Origin of the sequence: Pseudomonas sp. S3E17 (genome assembly GCF_024168685.1) — a bacterium.
GTDB classification, from domain to species: Bacteria; Pseudomonadota; Gammaproteobacteria; order Pseudomonadales; family Pseudomonadaceae; genus Aquipseudomonas; species Aquipseudomonas marginalis.
Genome location: NZ_JALJWE010000001.1, coordinates 784,321 through 801,607, shown reverse-complemented (window position 1 = coordinate 801,607; position 17,287 = coordinate 784,321). Strand labels below are relative to the sequence as shown.

Sequence of the window (17,287 nt, the reverse complement as noted above, 5' to 3'; positions counted from 1 at the left end):
CTGCACCAGTTATCTACCGCCCTCCACGTGATGCCTGCACCTACTTTGGAGCCTCCTACGCGCCATACAGATGGAGAGTGCAGCATGGCAAACGTCACCCCGCCCTATTTCTTCGAAGAGCTGTTGCGCCCGGACCGACGCAAGGAGCCGACGGAACGGGAGCGTGCGCTCGGGTTCACCGTCAAGGACCTTGATTGGCTGAACACGCTGTATTACGCCACTGACGCGATACGCATGGCACCGACGGAAAACGGCTATCCCATGCGGGTGGAAAGGCTGCTGGTGGGCCTCGCCGGCCAACCTGCCATCCCATTGGCCGGCGCCTTCATGATGAGCCCGACACCTGACGAGGCCAAGGCCGTGCTCTATACGCCCTATGGCGGCCTGGAGCTGTTCGCGAGCCACGCCGGGCTGCTCCATGCACTCGGCGACCGCCTGGCGCAACCGCAGCACCGCGCCGACCTGCTGAGTTTCCTGTCGATCGACGAGCGGGATGGGCTTGGGGCGGACACACGACTGACAGTCACCACCGCCGTGATCCAGGGCGCAGTGATGGAGGACCAGGAACGCGTGATCCTCGCGGCCCAGCAGAAAAATGTGCTGGCGATGCTCGCCGAGCTGCGCCAACTCCCCAGCCTGCGCGAGATGCTCGACACCTTGCTCGGCATCATGGCCCGCACCTATTTTCCAGGGGTGAACCAGAGCAACACCCGCGTGAACTTTTTCCGCCGTGCGGCCATGGCCGAGGACATGCACTGGGTCGCCTCCGAGCCGTTGCGGGATGCGCTGTTGCGCTTCTACGTGCAGCAGGCCTGGCCCACGGACCAGACCCACACGTATTTCAACATCGGGCATGACACCCGCGCCTTCAGCGCCGAGCAACTGGCCCAAGAGCAACAGCGCTGGGACAGCGTGGTCGAGCAAACCGCCAGCATTCTTTCAACGTTATTGAACAGCCTGCTGCAGACCTACTGGAACGAAGACTTCAAGGATGGCCAGTCGCGCGTGCGCTTCTTCAGCCGGGTCATGGCTGACAAGTTTCGCGCCGACCTGTTGTTCAAGCACCAGGCAACGATCCTCAGCAGCGCTGAAAGCCTGCGGCTGCGCACGGTATTCCTTCCGGACCAGGCCGCGCGCAAAGCCGTTGACAGCCAGCTGAACATCGAAAAAGTGCGGGTGCATGCGCCTTTTCAGCATTACGTCGAGCTGGCCAGCACCCTGATGATCAGCACTACCCACGCGTACCTCTACACCCAATCCCGTGGCTTGCAGGTACTCGCCGACCTCAAGGACCTCAACGACACCCTGCTGGCCATGCTCAAGACCGCGGGGCACGAAGACGAACTGCTCAATTTCCTGTCCATGGATGAGCGCAGCGTGTTCGTCGGCATGGATCACATCCAGGTGACCGGAACACCTGTCGCCGGCGATGTGTTCCAGGAAACGGTCGAAGACATCGTCGCCAAACAGCTCGGCAACCTTGAGCATGCGCTCGGGCTTTATCGACGCAGCGCAGGCAACGTCGATCTGGCCGCCCTGCTCGACAGCGCCCTGGACATACGCAGCATGCTCGACACTCGGTTGCTGGAGCAGGAAAGCGACGGGCGCTGGTCCGTCCATCCGATTAGCAGTGGCAATGGCCGCCCCTCCACCGTCCAGGCAGAAAAAGCCAGGCTGCACCTGCAACGCCTGCAGGCGGTCGAGGCGGCAATGGCACGGGAGCGCAGCCAACTTCCAACTCTGCGCACCCTGGCCGCCCATGCCCTGCAGGTGGAGTTGAGCAGACGAAACCTGGACCTGCAGCCCGAAGACGTCTACATCAATACCTACCCCACCCAGGCCCAGGAGCGCGAAGAGCGCTTGCCCCAGGCGTCTTCGAGCATGGTCGAGCACTTTATCGCCCGCCTGGCCAGGCAAGCCGATGCCCTGCGCGCGTCCTACCTCACCTGGTTCTACGGCAAGCGCAGCGACGGTGCCGCCTACAAACTGAACAACCTGACCCTCGCGACCTTCAACGCGATCATCGACCAGGTCTTAAGCACGTTTGCCCGCAATGACCTGCGCACCTTGCCGAATGTGCTGCTGGAGAATAACCAGGCACACCTGAGCCAGGGCATGCTGCAAGGCCTGAACGGCGAAGCGCAACTGCGGGCGCTGAACAAGAGCCTGTCGCCCGCCGGCCTGGCGTTGCTGGACAGCACGCTCCAGGCCGACAGCATGACCCGCCTCACCCGCCATGGCTTGAACGGCTTTATCCCGGATGCGTTCGGCCTGACTGTCCGCATCGGCTCGGATGCCACACCCCACGCCCTGGCCAATTGTTTTGTATTGACCGAACGTGGCGGCCTGGACAACGTGCATTCGGGCATGGCGCTGTTGTGGACGCCCCGTGGCGGCTATGAAGCCTTTGCATCGATCAAGGCCCTGCGCGATGACCTGGAGCAGCGCCTGCAGGATCCCCGGCGGCGACTGCCCCTGATGGAAAACCTGCGCGTCTCCAAGCGCGTGCCCCATCAGGCCTGTCAGCTCGGCCCACTGCAACGTATCGACGATCACCTGCTGCATAACCGGCAACAGACCTACAGCGACTTCACCCGTGACGAGATCGATCATGTGTTCTCGATGGGACTGAAGGCCGCGCGTTTCCAGACCGGCATGGACAACCTGATCCGTCGCCCGCCACCGAGCAACCTGCCCAGGGCCATCGTCATCGCGCACGCGCTGGTCCGCCAGCAAGCGCTGCCGGTAGGGCTGGGCATGGCGCCACCCCACGAGCAAATCCTCCACGCCGAACTGCTGGAGCAATACCGCATCAGCGCACCGGACGCACGTGACTACCTGCACAGCATCACGCCGATGCGCAATGAAGCCCGGCGTGTGCTTGCAGAACTGCTCAACGCGCGTTTTCCGGGGCAGGTGGTCAATCCGGATAACGTATTGATACCCGGCCGTATCGACCTGAAAGGCAACACCCAGACCCTCACGGACTTTGCCTTGCGGCACTTGCCCGAACTCAGTGGCGACGCCATACGGCCACGTTCGCTTACCGCCACGCCGCTGCCGGCGGCGTTGGACGGCAATGCCATCGTGCAACTGGTACGCCAACTGGATTTGAAACGCCTCTACCAGGCCCGGCTCTCCCCCCTTCTCAAGGGCCAGACCGAAGAGGCCCGCGAACGTCGTCGATTATTCTGCCGGCAATTGCCCTGGCAATTGCTGCAATACGCCCATGGGCAAACCCTCGATGAGCGGCTGTCCGCCTCGGCCTGGCGCTTTATCCAGCAAGCCTTCGACATGCCCGATGCGGTGGCGCGGGCCGCCGTGCGTGGTGCGACCGCGATCGTTCGTCCGCTTGAGTTGATCGCCACCGAGGGCGCGGCGCGGGTCAAGGCGCTGGGCTGCTACCTGATCGGGCCGGCCGCCGGCGCCCGCGGCCCACTGGTCCTGTACGCGCCCTACAGCCCCAGGCATCTATTGCGCGAATACGCGGATGAAGCCGCGCTGCTCCATGAGTTCACCACCCCGGGCGCACTGCAGGATTGGATAGTCGGGCAGCTGGACGCGCCCCATCAAGCGACTTACCGCAACTTGCTGGGAGAGCGTTGGAGCCAGGGATTGTCCGAGATTCGTCTTGGCGTATCGCCCATCGGCGGCAACCTGCTGAACCAGTTGTTCGATGACAATAGCGAGATGCTGCTGCGGATGCTGGCCCGCCAGTTCGAGCGATTGGGCAGCACCCAATGGGACGCGATCACCAGCCTGTTCAGCGAGGAAATCCCCAAGGGCCTGCAATTGCTCGCCGGCAAGCTCGCCTATCCGCTGGTGGTGTGGCGCAGCTATGAATTGTTCAAGGCCTCCGCTGAAGACCTGCAGCAACATCGCTGGCAACACGCGCTCAAGACCTTTGCCGCCGGGGTGGCCGAGCTGGCCTCCTTGCGCAGGGACATGGACAAGGCCTTTGCGCCGCCCTCACCCGTCAGGCCGGCCGACCTGGAGCAATGGCTGCAGGCTGCGCCGCCTGCCCCAGGCACTTTGGCCGACCTGGACCTGACCGCTCCCGGGCGTACCCATCTGCAAGCGTTTGAAAACCATGGGGTGGCCTTGGCTGATTTGAAGCAAGTTTCACCCAACAGCCCCTATCGAGATGAGACCGGCACCCGCGATTTTGTCGCGGTGGCAGGCAAGGTCTACCCGGTGAAAAAAGCCGGGCAACGCTGGCGCCTGAGCAACGGCGAATTGCACGGCCCTTATGTACAACACCATGCCCAGGGCGGCTGGACATTGGACCTGGATCGACATCATCCACGCTACGGAAAAACCTTGAGTCGTTACACAGGCAGAGTGCAAACACGGGCGGCCGAGCGCGATGCCATCAATATCGAAGCGGCGGGCATGCGGGAAATTGCCGCACTGTCCGGTTGGAAAGCCCAATGCATCGATGAAGCGCTCAATGTCGCGACGTACTATGCGGTCAACTGCAAGCGCAACCTCCTGCACTTTGCCACACACCTGGACCCCAACAGCCGCGCCGGGCGGTTTTTCAGCGAGTTATTCGGCGTGGTCACGCTGACCTCCGATCAAGTGCAAAGAGTCGAGCGACGCGTCGACGAACTGCTCGATGAATTGACCAATCACACCCTGATCGGTCCCGACTCACAGCGTTTTGTCGCCGGCACCCATCGCTATAGCCCACACGACACGTTTGCCTTCGTGCTGCCCAATGACACAGAGCAGAAAATCTATTTGCTCGATCGCTTCTTCGACCCGCACATGGATATCTACCAAAACCGTCTGAACACGCCCTTCAACCTCTCTGCCCATGCACGGGCAACGGTGCTGATTCACGAAATCACCCACATCAAATCCTTGACCGAAGACCTGGCCTACCTGGACAGCATGCGGCCGTTCCACGACCTGATCAATGTCAGCATCCGCGGCGCCAGGCCGATGCAGACCGACCTGGCCGACCTGCGCGAGACCGCCTTGTCCACCCTCACGCCCGCCGCCCTGCTTTTCAAGACCTGGGACGATTTTTCCCAGGCATGGGAAGACTTCGGCAGCAATCGCGGGACCACACCGGCCAAGGACAAGGTGCTGAGCACCACCGGCACTCGCACCCTCAGTGATGCCCGTGCCATCTTCATGAGCGACGCCGATAAACGTATCGATACCATTCTGGCGAATGCCGACTCGGTGACCTACATGATCAGCCAACTCGGCCGGGAACTGGATGCGGGAGCCTGAACAGGCTCCCGGCGGGTCTATCAGTCTTTCTGGTCACGCAGGATATTGCCCGAAGCGCCATCGATGCGCGCTTCATACACGGTGCCGTCTGACTTGCGGCCCTTAACTTCCCAATAGCCGTTGTCATCGGCTTCGGCCGCGTAGACTTCGATGTAGCCGGCCTTGGTCTTGGCCACTTCAATCGCCTTTTCGATGGTGATCCAGCCCGCACCGGGCTTATCGGCCATAGCGGCGCCAGCACTGAGCAGCGCGGTGGTTGCACACAGGGCGGCTAAGGTTTTCTTCAGCATATTCGTACTCCATTGTGGGAATGTCCTGAATTTTTTAGGTCCTGGCAAATAAGAATAAGTTCCAATTGATGTGCAATCGCCATGACGCCTGTTCTCGCGGTCCACCTCGGGAGGTTAGAATGTGCGAAATCAGGATGAGTTAATGAGCGAAAAGTCCGTTTCAGAAGCCGAATATGACGCCATCACCGACGCTGCCGCGCATTGGTGCATGCGCCTGCACGCCAGTGATTGCACCGCGGATGAACGTCAGGCTTTTGCGCAATGGCATGACTCCCATCCACTGCACGCCTTTGAATACGCGGCCATGCTGGAAATCTGGGACGTCGCCGACCACCTGCCCCGCCACGAAATCCCGTCGGTGGTGGTGCCGTTCAAGCCACGCAGCCGGCTGCGCACCTACGCGGTAGCGGCCGCGATCTGCCTGGTCGCCTTGCCCCTGGCCGCCTTCACTGGCTGGGAAGCCGGCTGGCTGCCGAGTTCCTATGAGCGCTTCCAGGCCGCCAATGGCTTACGCCAGGTCACCCTGGGCGACGGCAGCGAGGTGGAACTCAACCTGGGCACCGAGCTGGTCTACAGCAACTACAAGGATCAGCGCCGCGTCACGTTGAACAAGGGCGAGGCGTTCTTCAAAGTCAGCCATGACAGCGCCCATCCGTTTATCGTGCACGCAGGCGAAGGCCAGGTGCGCGTCACGGGCACCCAGTTCAACGTCTGGAAGTATGAAGACCAGGTGCGGGTGATGTTGCTCGAAGGCTCGGTGCAGATTACCAGCGACCGGATTCACGGCAGCGTACCCCTGACGCCGGGCATGCAGGCCAGCTACCAACAGGGCGATGCAACGCCGCGCGTACAGGCAATCACCACCAATGACCGTGCCCTGGCCTGGCGCCAGGGCAAGCTGGTGCTCGACAACCTGGCGCTGGTGGATGCGTTGCCGTTGATCAACCGCTACCTGAACAAACCGGTGATGCTGGCAGACGCCAACACCGGCACAATTCGCATCGGCGGCATCTACAACATCACCGAGGTCAATAACCTCATCCCCTCCTTGCCCAAGGTTTTGCCGGTCTACCTGACCCAGAACCAGGATGGCAACCCCGTACTCAATTCCATCCCGCGTAAATCCCCCAAAGGCTGAGCTTGCCCCCCCCCGGCTCGGGCGTCGTTGCGCCTGAAGTGTCCATTTTTGAAACACTCGACGCCTCTGGACCGCCCGTGCCGTGCGGATTCATCGTTTTGTCATACGCGGTGTTACAGCGCTGATACAGCGGGGTGAATCGTTTGTGGTACGGCGCTGTGTGTATACCTGGGCAGCAGGTGTCTCAGCGCTGAAACAGCACTGACATCACTTTGCCCACAAATAACTCCAACCTATTGAATAACAACAATAAATAAAAAGCGGCACGGCTTCTGCTCTATCCCTTACAGCGCTGTTTAGGGTCAGCGCGACGAATAAGGAATGCCGCCATGGTCACACTCACTCAAGGTTCGATGAACGTGCTGCTGATCAGCTGTGTACTCAGCGTCGGCATCAGTGTTCCCAGCTTTGGAGAGGATGGTGTGATTGTGACAGGGCGCAACGTGCAGGCTCATATGTACGGCCGCGCCGCCTTCGGTAAAGACCCCTACCCCACCACCGCCAACGCCAACCCCAGCCGGGACATCATCGGTGCCACCGGCGAGCTCAGTGATATGGATATCGGCGGCATCAGCAGCGGTTCAAGCATTGTCCGCGCAGTTCAGACCAACGGCACCTTGACCGGCCTGCACGCCACACAGAACAGCATGTCCACCCTGGGGGCCGGCTCCGCCGCGGGCCACGGTGCGGGCAGCAGCATGGGCGGGCAGATCAGCGACTCGGTCCAGCGCGGCATGGCGCCGTTGAACAACATCGGCAGCATGCTGGGGGGCAAGTGATGAATCGTTCCCTGCTCGTTCTCGCCCTGCTGGCCAGCGCCCCGGCATTCGCCGACGACACGGCGGTGATCCACAACAGCGGCCAACAATACCAAGGTGTCGTGTCGATCAACCAGGCAGCCGGCAACCAGCAGCAAATGTCCAACAGCCGCGCCATCGCGCTCGGTGGCCAGGCCACCAACGTCAACATCCAGCGCCTCGACGGCAGTGTCGACCCGTCCCTGAACGCCAAGGCGGCGATCCAGGGCAGCTCATTTACCAACGGCAACGGTGTACTAGGCATCAACCAGTCGGCCGGGGCCAATAACCAATCAATCAACGCCGTGCGGATCAGCATCAATCCTGGCCCGCAAAGCATCGATGACAGCGTCCTGTTGCAACAGAACACGACGACGCTGGCAACCGACTCAGGGCTCACCCCCACCACTGGCAGCCGCCTTGTCGTTACAAGCGACCAGGCCTTCACAGGCAGCCGAGGAGTGATTCAGGTGAACCAGAGTGCCGGGGTGGGGAACCGAGTGGCTAACACCCTAGGCATTACTATCAAGTAAACGCTTGGTAGCACTAGTTAGACCGTACCAACACTTAACCAACTAATTAGAAGCAAGGAGAAACACCATGAAACCTCAAATGGCTCTGAAACCACTGGTTTTCGCTCTGGCCGCACTCATGGCTGCTGCTGCTCAAGCAGGTGGTGGCTGGCACCCTGCACCTCAACCCACCGGTGTGGTTGCCTCTGTGGTGACCGATGTGCAGAACAGCGTGGGCAACAAATTCGATGACACCAAAACCGAAAACAACGCCTCTGCCGACGGCTCGGTCACCAGCAACAGCGGTAACACCGGGGTCAACGTACAGGCGGGCAGCGGTAACCAGGCCGACAACTCCGGCGCCATCTCCAGTGCCAAAGGTGACTTTGCAACGGTATTCGCTGTCGTCGATGTCAATCAAAACAGCGGGCTGAACAACTTCGTCAACAAAGGCACCCAGAACAACGCCTCGTTGGATAACTCGGCTAACGGCAACTCCGGCAACCTGGGTTACAACGGCCAGGCCGGTCAAGGCAACCAGGGTAAAAACAACCTGGCAATCACCACCGCTGATGGCAAAAACATCGCAGCGGCCGCCAACACCGAGCAAAACTCGCTCGCCAACAACTACCTCAACGCCGCGGCTACCGGGTATGGCCACCATGGCGGCAAACCACAATACGTGTCGAACAACTCCAGCCTCGACAACTCGGTTAACCGCAACTCCGGCAACGTGGGTGTGAACCTGCAATCCGGCTCGGGCAACCAAGGCAGCAACAGCCTGTCGATCGGTCAAGGTTGCAGCGTCTGCGCCAGCGGCGTGCGCTTCTGATCCAACGGGGCCTTGGCAACAAGGCCCTTTTTTATTCCAGTGTCCAGCAGGTCACACGATCATGCGCCTCGCGACCCTCACCCTCCTGATGCTGCTCACCGGCCCGACCTGGGCAGGCAACATGGCGATCTCCGCCCTGCCTGGCGGTGCAGTGATCTACAAGAAGGTCGAGAGTATTCGTGAGCGCCGGTTCGCTAACCTGGTGGAACAGAAAACCGATTTCAGCTGCGGTGCTGCGGCACTCGCTACCATTCTGCGCCAGGGTTATTGGCTGGACGTAGACGAAGATCACGTCATCAAAGGCATGCTGGTCAATGCCGACCAGGACCTGGTGCGTACCCAGGGCTTTTCCATGCTGGACATGAAGCGCTACCTCGAAAGCATCGGCATGCGTGCCCGGGGCTACAAAATCGCGCCAGAAACACTGGTCACCGTAAAGATCCCCGTGGTGGTCCTGCTGGAAATTCGTGGCTACAAGCACTTCGTGGTGATGCAGCGGGCCGACAAGGACTGGGTCTATATCGGCGACCCGGTACTGGGCCATAAGCGCTATTCCCATGATGACTTCGTCAAGGGCTGGAACGGCATCGTGTTCGCCGTGCTGGGTGAAGGTTACGACAAGGCCAATGCCCTGCTCGACCCGCCCACACCGCTGACCGCCAAGAGCCAGATGAATGAGTTCAGGCCCGTAGGCGATGCCGAGCTGATGGATTTCGGTTTTATCCAGAGCGACTTCTTCTAAGAAGCGCAATAAGGGGCAGGACGCTCCAGGAGCAAAAGATGAACACTTCCCGTTGGCTGACGGTCTTGTGTCTGGCAGCCTCAATGCCCGCTTATGCTTCGTCGGGGTTCAAACCCATCGAACTCAAGGATTCGGAAATGGCCGACCTGCGCGGTCGTTACGTAATGCCGGGGCGGATCATCAGCTTCGGCATTGTCATGAGCAGCACCTGGACCAACGCCGTGGGTGACAGCATCACCGGCAAGGCCAGCATGCAGATCGATTCGTCGACCATCACCCCGCAATTCTATGTACAAACCACCGGCTCGACCGGCAACGGCACGAACCCGAATACCGGCACCGGCACGGTTACCGGCGGGGCAGGCCTGGGCAGCGGCCAGGGTGTGACACAAAGTGTGCGCACCGCCGGCGATGGCAACACCGCCTACAACAATGTAGGCATCACCGTCGAGAACGGCTTTGCGCCCTCCAACATCGTGCAATCAGGGCAAGTACTGGTGGCCGGCGGCACCGTTACCGGTGACAGCGCGGCAGGCCGCGTGAGCGTGTCGGCCAACAACGGCGGCTTGCAGATGGCGATCCAGGCCAATCACAACCAGGGCAACAGCCTGCAGCAGATCGGCGGCGGGAATGTGCTGCAAGGCACGGTGCTGACCGGCAACACTAACTTCGTCAACAACATGACCCAACTTAACGTCGTGATGAACAATAACGGTTTGAACAACGGTGCATTGAACTGCAATCTGGATCAACTCAAAGCCCTACGCACGCTCGGTTATTGAACTACGCTGACCGTCGACACTTACGCATTAGAAAAGGACGGCTTATTTCATGCATCGATCGTTATCGCTCCGTGCTGTGATCTGTTTAAGTACGCTCTTGCCCGCATCCGTTCTGTATGCAGCGCCAGATAGCGACATCGAAACCCTCAAACAGGAACTTCTGGAACTCAAGCAGCGGTACGAAGTGCAGCAAAAAGCGCTGGCCGTGCTGGAGCAGCGCGTGCGTCAGGTCGAAGACCAACCGGCCACCCCGGCCCCCAAACGCCTGGCCAAGTCGCCGGCAGACTTTCAGAAAGCCAACGGCACCACTGTCGCGGGCACGGGGGCCGCGGCGGCTTCCGGTGGTGCGGGGGGCGGCGGCAGTTCCTACGGCCAGTCTCTCAAGGATGATTCGGCCCCGGCACAAAGCGTCAGTAACCTCTATAACGAAGCCAGCGGCTTTTTCGGCAACGGCAAGTTCAGCTTCGAAACCGGCGTTACCTATGCCCGTTACGACGCCCGTCAGCTGACCCTCAACGGCTTCCTGGCGCTGGACTCGATTTTCCTCGGCAACATCAACCTGGACCGGATCAAGTCCGATAACTGGACCCTGGACCTGACCGGGCGCTACAACGTCGATAACCGTTGGCAGTTCGACGTGAACGTGCCGGTGGTGTACCGCGAGTCGACTTACCAGTCTGCCGGTGCCGGCAACAACGGCACCGCCACATCGGAACAGTCGGTCACCCGCGACCCGACCATCGGCGACGTCAACTTCGGCGTGGCCTACAAGTTCCTCGACGAAACCCCCACCCTGCCGGATGCCGTGGTGTCGGTGCGGGTCAAGGCGCCCACCGGCAAAGAACCGTTTGGTATCAAGCTGATCAATACACCCGGCAATGACAACCTGTTCGTGCCGGAAAGCCTGCCTACGGGCAATGGCGTGTGGTCGATCACGCCGGGCATTTCCCTGGTCAAGACCTTCGATCCTGCCGTGTTGTTTGGCTCGCTGTCCTACACCCATAACTTCGAAGAATCCTTCGATGACATCAGCAGTGACGTCAACCAGAAGGTCGGCGGCAAGGTCAGCCTGGGCGACAGCTTCCAGTTCGGGGTCGGCGTGGCCTTTGCCCTCAACGAGAAAATGAGCATGTCGTTCTCGGTGTCCGACCTGGTGCAGCGCAAGAGCAGGCTCAAACCCAACGGCGGCGACTGGCAATCGGTGGTTTCCAGCGATGCCAACGCCGGTTATTTCAACGTGGGGATGACCATTGCCGCGTCGGATAACCTGACCATCGTGCCGAACCTGGCAATCGGCATGACAGACGATGCGCCGGACTTCACGTTCAGCCTGAAATTCCCGTATTACTTCTAACCCGACCGCTACAGAATCCGGCGCACAAGGAAAAGCCCCGCAACGATAAGGGTCGTTGCGGGGCTTTTCGGTTTACCCGCCCTAGCGGATCTGGTGTTTGTGCAGCAACCGGTAGAACGTCGGCCGGGAAATCCCCAGCACACGGGCCGCGACACTCAGGTTGTCGCTGTGCCGGTTGAGCACATCGCACAGCGCCTGGCGTTCAGCACGGTGCTTATAGTCTTCCAGTGTAGCCATGGGTGGCGAAATTGCCTGTTCGCCCAGCAATCCCAGATCGGCGGCCTCGATCTGGCGCCCTTCGGCGAGTACCAGGCCGCGGCGCACGCGGTTGGCCAGTTCGCGCACATTGCCCGGCCACGGGTGTTGCCCCATGGCCACCAGGGCGTCATCGCTGAAGCTGCGGGGGCGGCGGCCGGTTTCCTGGCTGTAGAAGCGTGAAAAGTGGTTGGCCAGCATCGCCACATCACCATGGCGCTCGCGCAAGGGCGCAGTGACCACCTGCAGCACATTGAGCCGGTAGTACAAGTCTTCGCGGAAAGCGCCCTTGGCGACGGCCGCTTCAAGGTCGACGTGGGTGGCCGCCAACACCCGCACGTCCACCGGAATCGGCTGGCTGCCGCCGACCCGCTCGACCTGCTTTTCCTGGAGAAAGCGCAGCAGGTTGGCTTGCAGTTCCATGGGCAAATCGCCGATTTCATCGAGGAACAGGGTGCCGCCATGGGCCGCTTCGATGCGCCCGACCTTGCGCTGATGGGCACCGGTAAACGCGCCCTTCTCATGGCCAAACAGCTCGGATTGGATCAGGTGTTCGGGAATGGCGCCGCAGTTGATCGCGACAAAGGGCCTGGCATGGCGCTGGGATTGGCGGTGCAGGGTCTTGGCCACCAGCTCCTTGCCGGTGCCGCTGTCGCCACGGATCAGCACCGGGGACTCCGTGGGCGCCAGCTTGGACAACAACTTGCGCAATTCGCGAATCGGGCGGCTGTCACCGAGCAGCTCATGCTCGGGCTCATCGACCGGAGTGTGTCCCTTGCCACGCAGGCGCGCCATGCCGAACGCCCGGCCCAAGGTGACCTGGACCCGAGACACGTCGAAAGGCAAGGTATGAAAGTCGAAAAACCACTCGCAGACAAAATCACCGACATTTTGCAAGCGCAGTACATCCTGGCTGAGCACAGCAATCCATTCGGTGCCGCTGCGGCCAATCAGTTCCTTGACCGCTTCCGGACGCTCCAGATGGTAAGGCTGCAGCCGCAGCAAACCGACATCACAGGATCGGTCACCTACCGCCTCCAGGGCACAGCTGTCGACCTCCCAGCCTGCCGTGCGCAAACCGGGTAATAAGCCATGGCAGTCGTCACAGGGGTCAACCACGAGTAAGCGGCGCTGCACGGGTGTAACAACCATGACTATTCCTTGGCGTCAAAATTGTTAAAGTTATTTAGAAACAATGTGTTGTGACGACCAGCGCTAACACTAGCAAGATCTTGACGCAGGCCTTGTACCATTTCGCTATAACAGCGGGTAAAAAGCCATCAAACAATGCATTGAGCTGAAAAGTTGCGCCGCGCTGAAACTTTCATTCAGCTTTCAAAACAGCCGCTTACATGACATCAATCAGGAAAAGTTGAAATTTGTTGCTCTAACATGTGACCCGCACCCCGTCATCGCGCATCAGTACAAGTAACCCGCCGCACGGTCAGCCCAACCGCCGGCAATCACTTGAATGGGCATTTAGAGAGAGACCCACATGAACGCCCCGCTCCGCATCAACGAAGCTCTTTTGATCGCAGACCGTGCTTTCCAGCCCTTTCAATGCGTGGCCTGGCACGACGGCAACGGCGCCCTGAGCCTGAGTGTCATCGACCGCACCAATACCCGTATCGGCAGCAAACAATTGTCGTCGAACACCTATAGCGACCCGGCGCAATTGGAAGACTTGCTGTTGCAAGCCCGCGCCGAGCTCGACAAAGATGGCTACCAGTTGCAGTCCTGGGCCATGCCGAAGTAAATCGCGGCTAACTTGCGATCACTGCAAAACAGTGGTCGCAAGTTGCACAATCGAACTTAAGACGCTTATCGCGCCGCGAGAATAAACCGTTCGATTGCTTCCGCAGCGCCCTCCTCGACATTGCTGCCGGTGACCACGCTGGCCTGGCGCTTGACGGCTTCTTCCGCCTGCCCCATGGCAATCGACAACCCCGCCACTTGAAACATCGCCGGGTCATTGCCCCCATCCCCGATGGCCGCCGTCTGCTCCAGCGGCACCCCAAGGTGCGCCGCCAGCGTCTTCAACGCCTCGCCCTTGTTGGCCAGCATGGCCGTCACATCCAAATAAATCGGCTGCGAACGCGACACCTGGGCCAAGCCCTGGACCTTGGGCTGCAATTGCGCTTCCAACGTCACCAGCAATGGGGTGTTGTTGCTCGCGGCGACGATCTTATCGATACGCTCCAGGTAGGGCTCGAAACTCTCCACCACTACCGGCCCGTACCCCAGGCCATGGACTTCGCGCGGTTCCACCGGCCCTGGCGGACCACGGCGCAGCCAGTCACCGTCGGCAAACACCCACACTTCCACATCCGGCTCGGCCGAGAACAGCGCCAAGGTCACCAGCGCCGCCTCCGCCGGCAGATGGTGGGCAACCAGGATGCTGCCATCCGGGTTGATCAAGGTGCCACCGTTGAAGCCTGCGACCGGCACATCGATCCCGAATGTCTCGATCAGGTGCAGCATGGCCTTGGGTGGTCGCCCACTGGCCAGGCTGAAAAACACCCCGGCCGCGCGCAGGGCGCTCACCGCATCGGCGGTGCGCTGGCTCAGGCTGTGATCCGGATGCAGCAAGGTGCCGTCCACGTCGCTGAGGATAAAACGGATGGGATGAATCGCTGCATCACTCATCCGAGCGAGTGCCAGGTGCGGCCATCGCGCGCCAGCAATTCGTCAGCCGCTGCAGGCCCGTCTTCACCGGCCTTGTAGGTCTGGATCCCGTCGTCCTCCTTCCACGCATCGAGGAACGGTTGCACTGCACGCCAGCCGTTTTCGATGTTGTCGGCGCGCTGGAACAAGGTCTGGTCGCCTGTCATGCAGTCGTAGATCAGGGTTTCGTACCCGGTCGACGGTTGCATTTCGAAGAAGTCCTTGTAGGCAAAGCCCAGCTGGATGTTGGCCATGTCGAGGGTCGGCCCGGGCTTTTTCGCCAGCAGGTCAAACCACATGCCTTCGTTGGGCTGGATCTGGATCTTCAAGTAGGTGGGCTTGATCTCGTCCACCTCGGTGTCACGGAATTGCGCATAGGGCGCCGGCTTGAAGCAAATCACGATCTCGGTGTCGCGCACGCTCATGCGCTTGCCGGTACGCAGGTAGAACGGCACGCCGACCCAGCGCCAGTTATCGATCATCACCTTGAGGGCGACGAAGGTCTCGGTGCTGCTGTCGGGAGCGACGTTGGCTTCCTCGCGGTAGCCGGACAGTGGCTTGCCGGCGATTTCGCCCGCGGTATATTGCCCGCGCACCGAGTTGGCCCGCGCGTCTTCCAGGGACCACGGGCGTACCGCACCGATGACCTTGGCCTTTTCACCGCGCACCGCATCAGCACCAAAGGCAGCCGGGGGCTCCATGGCCACCATCGCCAGCAGCTGGAACAGGTGGTTGGGCACCATATCGCGCAGGGTGCCGGTTTTTTCGAAGAAATTGCCTCGCGTCTCCACGCCGACGGTTTCGGCGGCGGTGATTTGCACGTGGTCGATGTAATGGTTGTTCCAGAACGCTTCGAACAGCACGTTGGAGAAACGGCTGATGAGGATGTTCTGGACCGTTTCCTTACCCAGGTAATGGTCGATGCGATAGATCTGCTTCTCGCTCATCACCTTGAGCAGGCTGGCGTTCAACGCTTCGGCGGTGGCCAGGTCGGAGCCGAAGGGCTTCTCGATCACCACGCGCCGGAAACTGTCATCGGTTTCCGTCAACAGGCCGGCACTGCCCAGGCGCTGCACCACGTCACTGAAGAAGCGTGGTGCGGTGGCCAGGTAGAACACCGCGTTGCCGGTGCCGCTGCCGGCGATCTTCTTGCCGATGTCGGCGTAGGTGCTGTCATCGAGGAAATCGCCCTCGACGTAGCTGATGCCTTTGGCCAGTTGCGCCCACAATGCCGGATCGAGGGCGTTATCCCCATTGCCCTTGACCTTGCTCGCGGCCTCGGTGCGGATAAAGTCCTCGAGTTTCTTGGCGAAGTCGGCATCGCTGATGGCGTTGTGATCAACGCCAACGATACGCAGGCCATCGCCCAGCAAGCCATCACGACTGAGGTTGTACAGCGCCGGCATGAGCAGGCGCTTGACCAGGTCGCCATGGGCGCCAAACAGGAACAGGGTGGTGGGTGGAGCAGGTTCGGCCTTGAGTTTCTTGCCGTTGGCGGTCATTTTTTGGAAGTCTCCACGTGGCCGCCAAAGCCAAAGCGCATGGCAGACAGCATCTTGTCACCGTAGGTGCTCTGCTGGCGCGAGCGGAACCGCGCGAATAACGACGTGGACAATACCGGCACCGGCACGGCTTGCTCCATGGCGGCTTCGATGGTCCAGCGGCCTTCGCCACTGTCGGCCACGGAACCGGAGTAACCGTCCAGCTTGGGGTCGGTGGCCAGGGCGTCGGCGGTCAGGTCCAGCAACCAGGACGAGACCACGCTGCCACGGCGCCAGACTTCGGCGATATCGGCAACGTTGAGGTCGAAGCGCTGGTCTTCGGGCAGGTTTTCCGAGTTCTTGGTCTTAAGGATGTCAAAACCTTCGGCAAACGCCTGCATCATCCCGTACTCGATGCCGTTGTGGATCATCTTGACGAAATGCCCGGAGCCCGCCGGGCCGGCGTGGATGTAGCCCTGCTCGGCACGCTTGTCAGCCGACGCGGAACGGTCCTTGGTGCGCGGGATGTTGCCCAGGCCCGGTGCCAGGCTGGCGAAGATCGGGTCGAGGCGCTGCACCGTCTCGGTGTCGCCGCCGATCATCATGCAGTAGCCACGCTCCAGGCCCCAGACGCCGCCGGAGGTACCGACATCGACATAGTGCAGGCCCTTTTGCGCCAGGGCCTTGCCGCGACGTACGTCATCCTTATAGTTGGTGTTGCCGCCGTCGATGATCACGTCACCGTCTTCCAGCAGCTCACTGAGTTCATTGATGGTGTTTTCGGTGGGGTCGCCTGCCGGCAACATCACCCAGACAGCACGCGGTTTCTGCAGCCCGGCCACCAGGGCCTTCAAGTCGGCAACGCCGGTGGCGCCCTCTTCGCTCAAACCTTTGACAAATGCTTCGTTACGGTCGTAAACAACGGTGGTATGCCCATTGAGCATCAGGCGCCGTGCAATATTCCCGCCCATGCGGCCTAGTCCGATAATCCCCAGTTGCATGTGCTGATGCTCCCAACTACTGAATAAATGTGTGACATAGTTTATAGCGCAATGAGGCTAATGAGGGTTAGTCCAGGGCAGATCCGTGTAGTTTCATGGGAAAAAGTTGCCATCATTTCACCATCACGCCCCCGAAAGTCACACGACCACCAAAAATAAAAAAGTTCCATTGAGGTGAAAAAGAATTCAGAATTG

General features: G+C 60.6%; 14 protein-coding genes. 9 read left to right on the top strand and 5 right to left on the bottom strand.

Features of this window, described 5'->3' with window-relative positions; genetic code table 11:
- Nucleotides 1-84 precede the first annotated feature (84 nt).
- A complete protein-coding gene (locus J3D60_RS03195) occupies nt 85-5,244 on the top strand; it encodes a DUF6543 domain-containing protein (RefSeq protein WP_253489633.1) in 5,160 nt (1,719 codons plus the stop codon).
- A gap of 20 nt (nt 5,245-5,264) precedes the next feature.
- Here the strand turns inward: J3D60_RS03195 and J3D60_RS03190 are convergent, their stop codons facing one another.
- A complete protein-coding gene (locus J3D60_RS03190) occupies nt 5,265-5,534 on the bottom strand; it encodes a PepSY domain-containing protein (RefSeq protein WP_027606443.1) in 270 nt (89 codons plus the stop codon).
- 142 nt (nt 5,535-5,676) lie between these two features.
- On the opposite strand from J3D60_RS03190, the gene J3D60_RS03185 reads away from it, so the two are divergent.
- The 7 genes from J3D60_RS03185 (at nt 5,677) to J3D60_RS03155 (ending at nt 11,691) form a co-directional block, all read left to right on the top strand.
- Nucleotides 5,677-6,672 (top strand): FecR family protein, encoded by a 996-nt coding sequence (locus J3D60_RS03185; protein WP_065941241.1) that lies wholly within the window; start codon nt 5,677-5,679, stop codon nt 6,670-6,672.
- Nucleotides 6,673-7,001: 329 nt separating this feature from the next.
- Nucleotides 7,002-7,451: a hypothetical protein gene (locus J3D60_RS03180; protein ID WP_253489630.1), complete on the top strand. Its 450-nt coding sequence runs from the start codon at nt 7,002-7,004 to the stop codon at nt 7,449-7,451.
- The gene (locus J3D60_RS03175) at nt 7,451-8,002 is read left to right on the top strand and encodes an adhesin (RefSeq protein ID WP_092488639.1); all 552 of its coding nucleotides are present in this window, start codon (nt 7,451-7,453) and stop codon (nt 8,000-8,002) included. Before J3D60_RS03180 ends, J3D60_RS03175 begins: the two co-directional genes overlap by 1 nt.
- Nucleotides 8,003-8,069: 67 nt before the next feature.
- A complete protein-coding gene (locus J3D60_RS03170; protein WP_065941238.1) occupies nt 8,070-8,813 on the top strand; it encodes a hypothetical protein in 744 nt (247 codons plus the stop codon).
- Between the two features lie 61 nt (nt 8,814-8,874).
- The gene (locus J3D60_RS03165; RefSeq protein ID WP_253489627.1) at nt 8,875-9,555 is read left to right on the top strand and encodes a C39 family peptidase; all 681 of its coding nucleotides are present in this window, start codon (nt 8,875-8,877) and stop codon (nt 9,553-9,555) included.
- Between the two features lie 38 nt (nt 9,556-9,593).
- Entirely contained in the window at nt 9,594-10,337 is a 744-nt protein-coding gene (locus tag J3D60_RS03160; protein WP_141157538.1) for a hypothetical protein, read from the top strand.
- Nucleotides 10,338-10,386: 49 nt separating this feature from the next.
- The gene (locus J3D60_RS03155) at nt 10,387-11,691 is read left to right on the top strand and encodes a hypothetical protein (RefSeq protein ID WP_065941235.1); all 1,305 of its coding nucleotides are present in this window, start codon (nt 10,387-10,389) and stop codon (nt 11,689-11,691) included.
- 81 nt (nt 11,692-11,772) lie between these two features.
- Here the strand turns inward: J3D60_RS03155 and J3D60_RS03150 are convergent, their stop codons facing one another.
- Complete coding sequence (locus tag J3D60_RS03150) at nt 11,773-13,098, bottom strand: sigma-54 dependent transcriptional regulator (protein ID WP_115486227.1); 1,326 nt, start codon at nt 13,096-13,098, stop codon at nt 11,773-11,775.
- A 343-nt stretch (nt 13,099-13,441) separates the two neighbouring features.
- On the opposite strand from J3D60_RS03150, the gene J3D60_RS03145 reads away from it, so the two are divergent.
- Nucleotides 13,442-13,702 (top strand): hypothetical protein, encoded by a 261-nt coding sequence (locus J3D60_RS03145; protein WP_032887053.1) that lies wholly within the window; start codon nt 13,442-13,444, stop codon nt 13,700-13,702.
- A 65-nt stretch (nt 13,703-13,767) separates the two neighbouring features.
- Here the strand turns inward: J3D60_RS03145 and J3D60_RS03140 are convergent, their stop codons facing one another.
- Genes J3D60_RS03140 through gnd form a run of 3 tightly spaced genes read right to left on the bottom strand, consistent with a single transcriptional unit; the run spans nt 13,768 to nt 17,137 of the window.
- Nucleotides 13,768-14,592 carry an HAD family hydrolase gene (locus J3D60_RS03140; RefSeq protein ID WP_253489623.1) on the bottom strand — a complete coding sequence of 275 codons (825 nt, stop codon included), beginning with the start codon at nt 14,590-14,592 and terminating at the stop codon, nt 13,768-13,770.
- Entirely contained in the window at nt 14,589-16,112 is a 1,524-nt protein-coding gene (gene zwf, locus J3D60_RS03135; protein WP_253489621.1) for a glucose-6-phosphate dehydrogenase, read from the bottom strand. Before zwf ends, J3D60_RS03140 begins: the two co-directional genes overlap by 4 nt.
- Nucleotides 16,109-17,137 (bottom strand): phosphogluconate dehydrogenase (NAD(+)-dependent, decarboxylating), encoded by a 1,029-nt coding sequence (gene gnd / locus J3D60_RS03130; RefSeq protein WP_223841635.1) that lies wholly within the window; start codon nt 17,135-17,137, stop codon nt 16,109-16,111. The genes zwf and gnd overlap by 4 nt, the downstream gene beginning before the upstream one ends.
- Nucleotides 17,138-17,287: the final 150 nt, after the last annotated feature.